At 45.8% G+C, this 9,499-nt stretch carries 10 protein-coding genes; 8 read left to right on the top strand and 2 right to left on the bottom strand.

The genetic code is table 11. From position 1 onward, the window contains the following. Positions 1-318: 318 nt before the first annotated feature. The 3 genes from ACESZH_RS23120 to ACESZH_RS23110 all read left to right on the top strand — a co-directional run bounded on the left by ACESZH_RS23120 (position 319) and on the right by ACESZH_RS23110 (position 1,711). The gene (locus ACESZH_RS23120) at positions 319-612 is read left to right on the top strand and encodes a nucleotidyltransferase family protein (RefSeq protein ID WP_373219418.1); all 294 of its coding nucleotides are present in this window, start codon (positions 319-321) and stop codon (positions 610-612) included. Beyond that, positions 609-953: a DUF86 domain-containing protein gene (locus tag ACESZH_RS23115; RefSeq protein WP_373219416.1), complete on the top strand. Its 345-nt coding sequence runs from the start codon at positions 609-611 to the stop codon at positions 951-953. The genes ACESZH_RS23120 and ACESZH_RS23115 overlap by 4 nt, the downstream gene beginning before the upstream one ends. Positions 954-1,327: 374 nt before the next feature. Next, positions 1,328-1,711 (top strand): hypothetical protein, encoded by a 384-nt coding sequence (locus ACESZH_RS23110; RefSeq protein ID WP_373219415.1) that lies wholly within the window; start codon positions 1,328-1,330, stop codon positions 1,709-1,711. A gap of 348 nt (positions 1,712-2,059) precedes the next feature. On the opposite strand, the gene ACESZH_RS23105 is transcribed toward ACESZH_RS23110, so the two are convergent. Together ACESZH_RS23105 and ACESZH_RS23100 are read right to left on the bottom strand one after the other, a co-directional pair. Continuing rightward, complete coding sequence (locus ACESZH_RS23105) at positions 2,060-2,386, bottom strand: hypothetical protein (RefSeq protein ID WP_373219413.1); 327 nt, start codon at positions 2,384-2,386, stop codon at positions 2,060-2,062. A gap of 289 nt (positions 2,387-2,675) precedes the next feature. After that, entirely contained in the window at positions 2,676-3,221 is a 546-nt protein-coding gene (locus ACESZH_RS23100) for a flavodoxin domain-containing protein (protein WP_373219412.1), read from the bottom strand. Positions 3,222-3,367: 146 nt separating this feature from the next. On the opposite strand from ACESZH_RS23100, the gene ACESZH_RS23095 reads away from it, so the two are divergent. The 5 genes from ACESZH_RS23095 to ACESZH_RS23075 all read left to right on the top strand — a co-directional run bounded on the left by ACESZH_RS23095 (position 3,368) and on the right by ACESZH_RS23075 (position 9,340). Continuing rightward, positions 3,368-3,934, top strand: coding sequence for a TetR/AcrR family transcriptional regulator (locus ACESZH_RS23095; protein WP_373219410.1), 567 nt, complete (start codon positions 3,368-3,370; stop codon positions 3,932-3,934). 145 nt (positions 3,935-4,079) lie between these two features. Next, complete coding sequence (locus ACESZH_RS23090) at positions 4,080-5,435, top strand: MATE family efflux transporter (RefSeq protein WP_373219408.1); 1,356 nt, start codon at positions 4,080-4,082, stop codon at positions 5,433-5,435. A 64-nt stretch (positions 5,436-5,499) separates the two neighbouring features. Beyond that, entirely contained in the window at positions 5,500-6,627 is a 1,128-nt protein-coding gene (locus ACESZH_RS23085) for an ROK family transcriptional regulator (protein WP_373219407.1), read from the top strand. A gap of 234 nt (positions 6,628-6,861) precedes the next feature. Further along, the gene (locus ACESZH_RS23080; protein WP_373219406.1) at positions 6,862-7,914 is read left to right on the top strand and encodes an NAD(P)-dependent alcohol dehydrogenase; all 1,053 of its coding nucleotides are present in this window, start codon (positions 6,862-6,864) and stop codon (positions 7,912-7,914) included. 49 nt (positions 7,915-7,963) lie between these two features. Beyond that, positions 7,964-9,340: an MFS transporter gene (locus ACESZH_RS23075; protein ID WP_373219405.1), complete on the top strand. Its 1,377-nt coding sequence runs from the start codon at positions 7,964-7,966 to the stop codon at positions 9,338-9,340. Positions 9,341-9,499 lie beyond the last annotated feature (159 nt).

Here is a 9,499-nt window from a genome sequence, read left to right as displayed (position 1 = left end):
AAATTTGACATAAAAAAAGCAGGCTTTATAAGGCCTGTAAGGTTTTTTTGAAATATGAAACTGTCAAACTCCCGGCTTTTAATCGTTGTATATACCATAAATTCCACAGTACGGTACTCTGGTTCTGGCAATCCCGTTTATGAATTTTCTGGGAACTTTCCCTCGCCCGCTTGCAATGCGTAAAATTCGATGGTAAAATTAAAATAGTAAAGAATGCAAAGATGGGAAGTATCCAAAATGATTAAATTGTGTTAAAAGCCCACATATTATAAAGGAGCATATGAGTATTATGAACGCCCGGAAAGGGGGTATGGTGTCATGAAGATGGAAAGATCGGAAATTGAAAAGACCATAAAGGTGTTGTTGGATAAATACCACGCTGAATGTGCCATACTGTTTGGCTCCTATGCGCGCGGAGATGAGACTGAAGGTTCAGATATTGATGTGATCGTAATAGGAGGCGCACACTTTAGGCCAAAGGATATTTTCGCTTTTGGCGAGGAACTCCGGCAGATTACGAAAAAGGAAGTCGATGCCTTTGAAATCCGTGAGGTGAATGAGGGTACGGAGTTTTATGACAATATCATGCGGGAAGGGGTGAGGATCGCATGAAGAAATCTGATAAAGAGAGACTCAAGAAAATCGTCTCCACATGGGAGAGTTTGGATAAACAGTTGAAGGAACGCGGCATTACAAAAGAAATGCTGCTGGATGATGAGTTTTCGCAGTGGGCGGTTACCACACCATTGTATAATGTAGGTGAGCAGGTTTACCAGTTGAGCGATGAATTGAAGAAGAAGTATCCAGAACAGCCTTGGAACTTAGTCGCTGGACTGAGGCATCGGTTGGTGCATGACTATGATGGCATTAACTGGTCGATTATTGTTGATGTAGTTTTTGAGGATATGCAGCCGTTTGTGGATGCTGTGAAACGGATTCTGGAAGAGATATAATAAATGCCCCCTGTGGATAATACCAGCATCATGCTGATATTTAAACCACAGGGGGGATTTTTATACGCACGGGTTTGGTAGAGCAGCCATGCCCGACTTTTTCCTTTGATAGGGCTGTGTTGAAGGTATGTTTCTGCCTGCTCGTCGTCAATGCAATGGTATTCAATCAGAAAAGCAGTGACGGTGTCGCAATTCTTACGGGAACTTTTATAGATGCGCCGACTGGCCGCACCATGCTTCATGTCTATTTCGTCATCGCTCCGGCCGATATCATGATAGACGATGGCTTCGGAGAGCTGTTGTAGTTCCTTGGTACTGAGCTTTAGTTTTCCAGCCTGAATGATAGAGAGTGCAAGGAAAAGTACCCTTGCGCTGTGAACCATGTCATGCTCTCCGTCTGCGCCTTTGTTGTGGCGTTTATACAGCTTCCTGATTTGCTCTCGGCCGCTCACATATTCATCCAAATACCTGGGCGGCATTACAAGAGGGGAGTTGGGGCCGATAAGCCGTTCCACGTTTATCTCAAAGGGCATTCCAGGAAGGACAATGACCTCTTTTTCCTTGCTGTCCGGATTGACCGCCATGATATCTTTCTTCCGGACCTTTGCCCGGATGATCCTGGCATGGTCTTTGTCTTCGTGTCTGCAGGCGAAGAAGAATGCAGCGTTGATGTCTGTGCTCCAGCTGAAGGCTTTGTGGTAAGGTGTGCTGCCTTCCGCTTCTCACCGGTAGATAGAAATAATCTCCGGAAAATCTGACAGAGCCGCAGATACGGCTTGTATCTGTTCGTCAGATCTTCCGGAGAATAACTTTTGGAGCAGTGCTGTATCGTAGGCACCAGCACCATAATCTGTAATTGTGTAGAATGATAGGAAAAGGTCATAGAGATCAGGAGATGGATCACTATGCCGGATATACTCAGCAAGAAGCTCTGAACGCAGGCCGTCATCCTGTGCCAGCAGGTAGGAGAATATCTTCTCCTTGCTGGGGTTTTTCAGCGATTCTGCAAAGTCCAGAATATATTTGCAGAATTCGTGTCATCCTTGATCGTTGATAAACGCTGCGTACTGTAAATGTTCAGATTCAGAGCGATGGGAATCACGGCATTATCCGGGTCGTAATAATAGGTGCAGGGAAAAATCTGTCTGCTGTAGATTATCCTCCCTTCCGGCGGCTTTGCATCTAATGCATGGTGTCTCACTTAGCTTTATGTCCGCCAATCTGCTCGTTGCGCCCCGCATGGTGGCGCCATCCATATAGCTCGTACTTTTCAGCACAGCATTCTTCCCGTACTTTTGCTTGATTCCCAACATGGCCTGCTGGAGTTGTTTTTCTTTTTCCAGCCTGCTGGTGTCTGTGAACAGATCCATCTGATAGACCCCTTCATCCTCTACGACCCGGATGGCAGCGATCGTGATCCTGCGTACAGTCAAAGACGGGCAGAATCGCCATCCAGAGCTTTGGTATTGATGGCGTTGGGCGCGCAACGCAAATGAACATTTCAGGATATTCTCCTCGACTGGACGAGACCGCATCCAGTCGGAGTTTTGTTCATAACTCATATGAAAGTGCCATTTATGGGGCAGAAATGTAAAAAACTACGTCGATTCGCCTATTATAAAGCGAAATCGAGGAACGGCGAATTTATATCCCAGAGGCGCCAGAGTTCAAAGCAATTATTGATTCGCTGGATCGGACCCTGTGCTTGTTGTCGGATACGGATCAGTAACAAGCAACAAACTCCACCACCGGACGAATACTGTCCGGATCCATGAAATCAACACATTTCCCATAGGTTTCCAAAAGCTGCCTGTCCTCGTCGCGCAGTGTCTGCGGATCCTTTTTCAGCAGCATTTTGCGGAGCATGGACATCATGGAACTATGTACAAAGCTGAGGCTGGAATAATCGAGCCTGCCTCTCAGGTGAAAAAGGGTAAGATGCTCAAACATCTCATCCGGAAGGATTTTTTGCAGGGATTTTTGAATATTGGAAACGTTGTCCGGATCATCGGGGGCGGCAATGCCGCAGGTGAAAAGGACAACTTTTTTATTGGAAAGAAGCTTCCAGTTCCGGGTGAGAAGCTTGATCCCGCTTACGCCGCCCGCGTAAAGACCGCCGCCGTATATGATGATCTCATACTGGGAAAAATCCCGGGGATGGAATTTTTTTCGCTCAAAAATTGGGCAGGACAACGCTTCTGCAATCCATTGGGCATAGCGTTTTGTGGAACCATATTTGGATTCATATATCACAACTATCTTACTCATAACAATCTCCTTAAGCTGCTAAAATATAAAAGTGCTACACTTGTGACTTTTCTTGCTTTATCATATACTGTAAATATGGAAAAATCAAGATATGGCAGTGAAGTGCTACAAAAGCGGATATTTGTGCCATATGCAGGAGGAAACAAATGAATGGACATGAAAAGCAGAAGGAACAATCCGGCAGGATGATAGAGAGCGCTTTATTTGCGTTAATGAAGGAAAAGGATTATGCCCGGATCACAGTTTCTGAAATTGTAAAAAGAGCAGATATATCCCGGAGGACGTTTTACAGATTATACAAAGAAAAGGATGAGGTCCTGCACTGCTATTTTGGCAGGCTGTGTCAGGAATACAGCAGGAAAACGTCTGTATTGGAAAGCTATGACATTGCGCAGATCGCCCGGGAATATTTTGGCTTCTGGAATCAATACAGAAATTTCCTGCTTCTTATGCATAGGAGCGGACTTGATGGCATGCTTTATTCCGAAATCAGCCGCGTTTCTGTTGATGTAATAACAAGACGTATTGATGAGAACATGCGCAAAAAAGTCAGTGGAATCGAATATTTCACAGTGTATTCTACAGGTGGCTTCAGTTTGCTGCTCCAGAGATGGATCACAACGGGAATGAAAGAAACACCGGAGGAATATGCAGAGGCCGTCAGTGAGGCGATTTTAAAATTTATTGCGCCTGCAGGGAGAGAAGAAAGATAATATGCAGAATGCACAAAATATCACCGGTTATTTTGTGCTAAGTTACACGTTTAACCTTTGAAAGTACAATACCTTTTGATTATACTGAAATCATCAGATGCATTTGATGATTCTGTATAAAGATGTGACAAGAGGTGAAGACGTAATGAAAACACAGGAAAAATTCCGGCAGACTGTATTTAAGATCGCATTTCCGGTAACGCTGCAGTCGTTATTGCAGTCTTCGTTCAGTGTGATCGACCAGGTGATGATCGGGCAGCTTGGAAGCGGCAGCATTGCAGGAATCGGGCTGGGCGGAAAATTTGCATCTATTTATTCTGTAGTCCTGGCAGCGGTTGCTTCGACAGCGGGAATTATGATTGCCCAGTATATGGGCGCAGAGGATGACAAAGCGGTCAGCAGGAGCTTTTTTACTAATCTGGCATTGTCGCTGGGATTGGCAGCAGTATTTCTGGTGCTTTGCATGGCATTTCCGGAAGCCATCATGGGTATTTATACAAAGGATGGAGGAACGAAAGAATTGGCGGCAGAGTATCTCCGTATCTTTGCCGTATCCTTTCTGCCTATGGCTGTCAGCTCGATTGTGACCACGATGCTTCGGTGTATGGAGGCTGCCAGTCTGCCGCTGTTTGCCAGCATTTTTGCGCTGCTTATGAATACAGGACTGAATTATTTGCTGATTTTCGGAAAATGGTTCTTCCCGGCAATGGGGGTGAAAGGGGCAGCATTAGCTACCGTGGCTGCACAGACCGTTTCCTGCGGAATGATCCTTCTGTTTTTCGGAAGTTATATACGCAGGAGAAAAATGAAGCTGGTGCTGAGAGGTCATAAAGAGAGAGAAAGATTAGAAGCGGAAAGTGCGGGAAAGCAGTACCTTGGTATTCTTTGCCCCATGCTGGCCTGTGAATTCCTGTGGAGCCTGGGTGAAAATATCTACACAGTGGTCTATGGAAATCTGGGGACAGACGCCTGTGCCGCTATGACCATGACCATACCGGTCCAAACTCTCGTGATCGGCGCATTAAGCGGCCTGTCACAGGCATCCGGCATTCTGATTGGAAAATCTCTCGGCGGGCAGAATTACGGGAAGGCGTATTCTGAGTCAAAGAAGCTGATGAAATATGGATTTCTGGGGTCTGTCCTTCTGTCGGTGCTTCTGATCCTGACCAGCTCCGTTTATGTGAAGATCTATAACGTAGAACCATGGGTACAGGAGACTACGCGGCAGATTCTGTTTGCCTTTGCGGTGATCTCTCCGGTAAAGGTTCAGAACATGATCCTGGGCGGCGGCATCATTCGGAGCGGAGGAAAGACGAAATACATTATGTGGATCGACTTCATCGGGACATGGCTGTTCGGAGTGCCCCTGGCGCTTTTGTCCGGCTTTGTCTGGAAGCTTCCCATTGCCTGGGTATATTTCATCCTGTCATTGGAGGAGTGCGTTCGGTTTTGTATTACTCTTGTGGTCTTCCGGAAAAAATCGTGGATGAAAACCCTTTAGTTGCTTTTTTTCCATGGCGATGCTATACTAAAGAAAATACTTTAATAAAGTATAGGAGCGCAACATGAAAAAACAGCAGGTTACCAACATAGAAGTAAAGAAAAACAACCGAAACCGTGTTTTTCGGTATATATGCAAGCACGGAACCGTATCAAATCCGGATATTGCATATGAGATCAAGATGAGCCTGCCCACTGTGACACAGATTACAAAGGAACTGATCCGGCAGGGGCTGGTGGAAGAAACCGGAGAGCTGGAGTCCACAGGAGGCAGAAGAGCCAAAGCGTTATCAGCCGCTGTAAATGTGAAACTGGCAGTGGGACTGGATATTACGAAAAATCATATTACCCTGGTGCTTACCAATCTGACGGGGGAAATCCTGAAATATGTGCGCATTTTTCTTCCATATGCGCACAAGGAGGAATATTATCTTAGGGTAGGCGAAGAACTGGAAAGCTTTCTGGATGAAGCGGGTGCAGACCGCGGAAAGCTTCTGGGCGTGGGCATCTCTTTTCCGGGAATTGTGGATTTGGACAGCAAAATGCTTGCTTATTCCCACATCCTGGGCGTAGAAGGCATACGGTTTGATTCTGTAAGCCGTTACTTCCCGTACCCCTGCTATTTCCTAAATGATGCCAATGCAGGCGCCTATGCAGAGGGAATCCTGGCAGAAGACCAGGAGCGCTTCTTTTATCTGTCCCTGAGCAACACGGTAGGTGGGGCCATTTTCAGCGACAAGGAGCTGGTCCAGGGAAAAAGCTTCCGCTGCGGTGAAGTAGGGCATATGACGGTCATCCCTGACGGAAAAACCTGCTATTGCGGAAAAAACGGCTGTCTGGATGCCTACTGTGCTGCCTGGCAGTTATCCGATGCGGCAGACGGAAAGCTGGAAAAATTTTTTGATCTGTTGGAACAAAAGAACCAGACAGCAGTTCAGCTTTGGGATGAGTACACCGATTACCTGGCTGTAGCTATTAACAACATTCACATGGTTCTGGACTGTCATATTATTTTGGGCGGATACGTGGGTAGTTATATCCAGCCCTATATGTCTGGTATATGGCAGAAAGTATCAGCCAGAAATACATTCGCGGAAACAGAACAGTATCTAAAGCCCTGCCGTTACCAAGTTGGTACCGCTGCTCTTGGCGCTGCCATGAATGTAATGGAAATTTTTATAGAACAAATCTGAAAAAATCTATTGAGGAGATTTCAGCAATGAGATCCCCTCTTTTTTTATACCTGCCGCCGTGGTTTAGGCAGGTTTCACTAAAAATATCTGCCGGATTTTGCACACAACGCCGAAAATCTCCTGATACGCCGAAATGCTATTGACAAATTGTTCTTCTGCGATTAAAGTTATATACATAATAAAACTATTTAATAAAGTAAAAATAAAAGTTAAAATAAAAGGAGAAGAACAATCATGAATGGAACAATGAAAACTGCTGTAATGCTTGGAATCGGAAAAATGTCTTTTGAGGAACGCCCCATCCCCACGCCGCAAGACGATGAAGTATTAGTAAAACTGGAATATGTCGGCATATGCGGAAGTGACCTTCACTATTACGAAACAGGTGCGATCGGAGACTACATAGTAAAACCTCCCTTTGTCCTGGGCCACGAGCCTGGCGGAACCGTGGTGGAAGTAGGAAAAAATGTGAAGCATTTAAAAGTTGGTGACCGCGTGGCGCTGGAACCGGGAAAAACCTGCGGTCATTGTGAGTTCTGCAAAACCGGCCGCTACAACCTGTGCCCTGATGTAGTATTTTTTGCTACACCTCCTGTAGACGGCGTTTTCCAGGAATACGTTGCACACCAGGCAGATTTATGCTTTAAGCTGCCGGACAGCGTAAGCACTCTGGAAGGGGCCCTGATCGAGCCTCTGGCAGTTGGCTTCCACGCTGCTATGCAGGGCGGCGCAAAAGCGGGACAGACTGCAGTAGTTATGGGAGCCGGATGTATCGGGTTGGTTACCATGATGGCATTAAAGGCTATGGGTGTGTCCAGGGTATACGTGGTAGATATTATGGAAAAGCGCTTACAAAAAGCACTGGAGCTTGGGGCGGACGGTGTGATCAACGGAAGCAGATCCGACGCAGTGGAAGAGGTCATGAAGCTGACAGAGGGAAAAGGCTGCGACCTTGCTATTGAGACAGCAGGAACCCAGATTACAACTGTACAGACCATCCATATGACAAAGAAAGGCGCCACCATTGTGCTGGTAGGATACAGCAAAAGCGGTGAAATGACCCTGCCTATGAGCCTGGCACTTGACAAGGAGCTGACTTTTAAAACCGTTTTTCGTTACCGTCACATTTATCCCATGGCAATCGATGCTGTTGCTTCCGGAAAAGTAAATCTGAAAGGTATTGTAACAGATATTTTCAGCCTGGATGATGTACAGAAGGCAATGGATTACAGCGTGAATAACAAAGCAGACATTGTAAAAGCGGTTATCCGTATTTCAGAGCAATAACAAAGCCGGAATGCAGGACGGAAAAAAGATTCGGAGGAGTAGGATTGAAATGGAACAGAAGGATACAAACGTAAAGGTGCCGTTGATCAGCAAGTTTGCCTATGGGATGGGAGACGTAGGGTGTAACTTTAGCTGGATGTTTGTGGGAAATTTTCTGATGATTTTTTATACCGATGTATTTGGGATCGGTATGGGTGCCGTTGCCGGACTGATGTTATTTTCTCGTTTCTGGGATGCCATTAATGATCCGGTGATAGGAGGATTAAGTGATAAGACCAATACGAGATGGGGCAGATACAGGCCATGGCTTTTAATTGCAGCGCCTTTGACAGCAATGGTATTGGTCCTCACCTTCTGGGCCCATCCCGGCTGGCCCTCCACCGCAAAAATTGTTTACATGGCAGTTACATACTGCATTCTGGTGCTGGGCTATACCTGTGTCAACATTCCTTACGGAACCTTATGCGGCGCCATGACCCAAAATATCGAAGAAAGGGCGAAGATCAATACCTTCCGTTCCGTCAGCGCCATGATCGCCATCGGCATTATCAACATTATAACCGTACCGCTGATCGCGGCTCTTGGGAATGGAAATGATAAAAGAGGCTATCTTCTTATAGCTATCTTATACGGATGTATTTTTGCCGCCTGCCATATTTTCTGTTTTGCAAAAACGAAAGAGGTCATAACCATACCGGAGAAAGAAAAAATCTCATTAAAAGCGCAGTTGTCGGCTGTGACAAAGAATAAGCCATATATGATCGCCGTAGCGGGACAGTTTCTCTTTGGCGTGACCCTGTATGGCAGAAATGCGGATGCCCTGTATTATTTTACCTATGTGGAGGGAAATAAAGCACTGTTCAGTACATATTCACTTTTTATCATCATCCCTTCCATTATTGGCGCAGCCTGTTTTCCGTTTGTGTTCCGTCTGACCAATAATAAAGGACGGGCGGCTTCTATCTTTGCATTTCTGACAGGAATCAGCATGTTTTGTATGTATTTTTTCACAGCCGGAGCTTCCCCGGTGCCCTTTTATCTGTTTTCCTGTCTGGCACAGTTTTTCTTCTCCGGTTTTAATACGGCAATCTATGCCATTGTTCCGGATTGTGTGGAATACGGGGAATGGAAGACCGGGCTTCGCAATGATGGTTTCCAATATGCCTTTATTTCTCTCGGAAATAAGATTGGAATGGCAATCGGAACCTCTGTCCTGGCCGGCGTTCTGGGGATCTTTGGATATGCGGCAAACCAGACGCAGAATCCTGCGGTATTGGCGGTGATCAAGCATTCGTTTACAACGGTTCCGGGAGTGCTTTGGGTTATAACGGCTGCTGTCCTTTATTTTTACCGTCTGAACAGAAAAACATATAATCAGATCGTAGAAGAGATTGCCAGGAGACACACCAAGCGACAATCTCCTTGACAAAACCTGCCCCTGTGGTCTATGATAAAGGAGAAAATGTTATTCAGCAAACCTGCGGAAACACAGGGACGCAAAGTTTAGTGTCTAGTACAGCATTGCATTAATAATTAAGCAATATCAAACCGTCAAAGGTATACCTTTATAAGTCCATTTAAAGGG

Origin of the sequence: Ruminococcus sp. 5_1_39BFAA (assembly GCF_964240875.1) — a bacterium.
Taxonomy (GTDB): domain Bacteria; phylum Bacillota; class Clostridia; order Lachnospirales; family Lachnospiraceae; genus Blautia_A.
The sequence above is the reverse complement of the archived record's forward strand: the minus strand, read 5'-3'. Positions and strand labels throughout refer to the sequence as shown.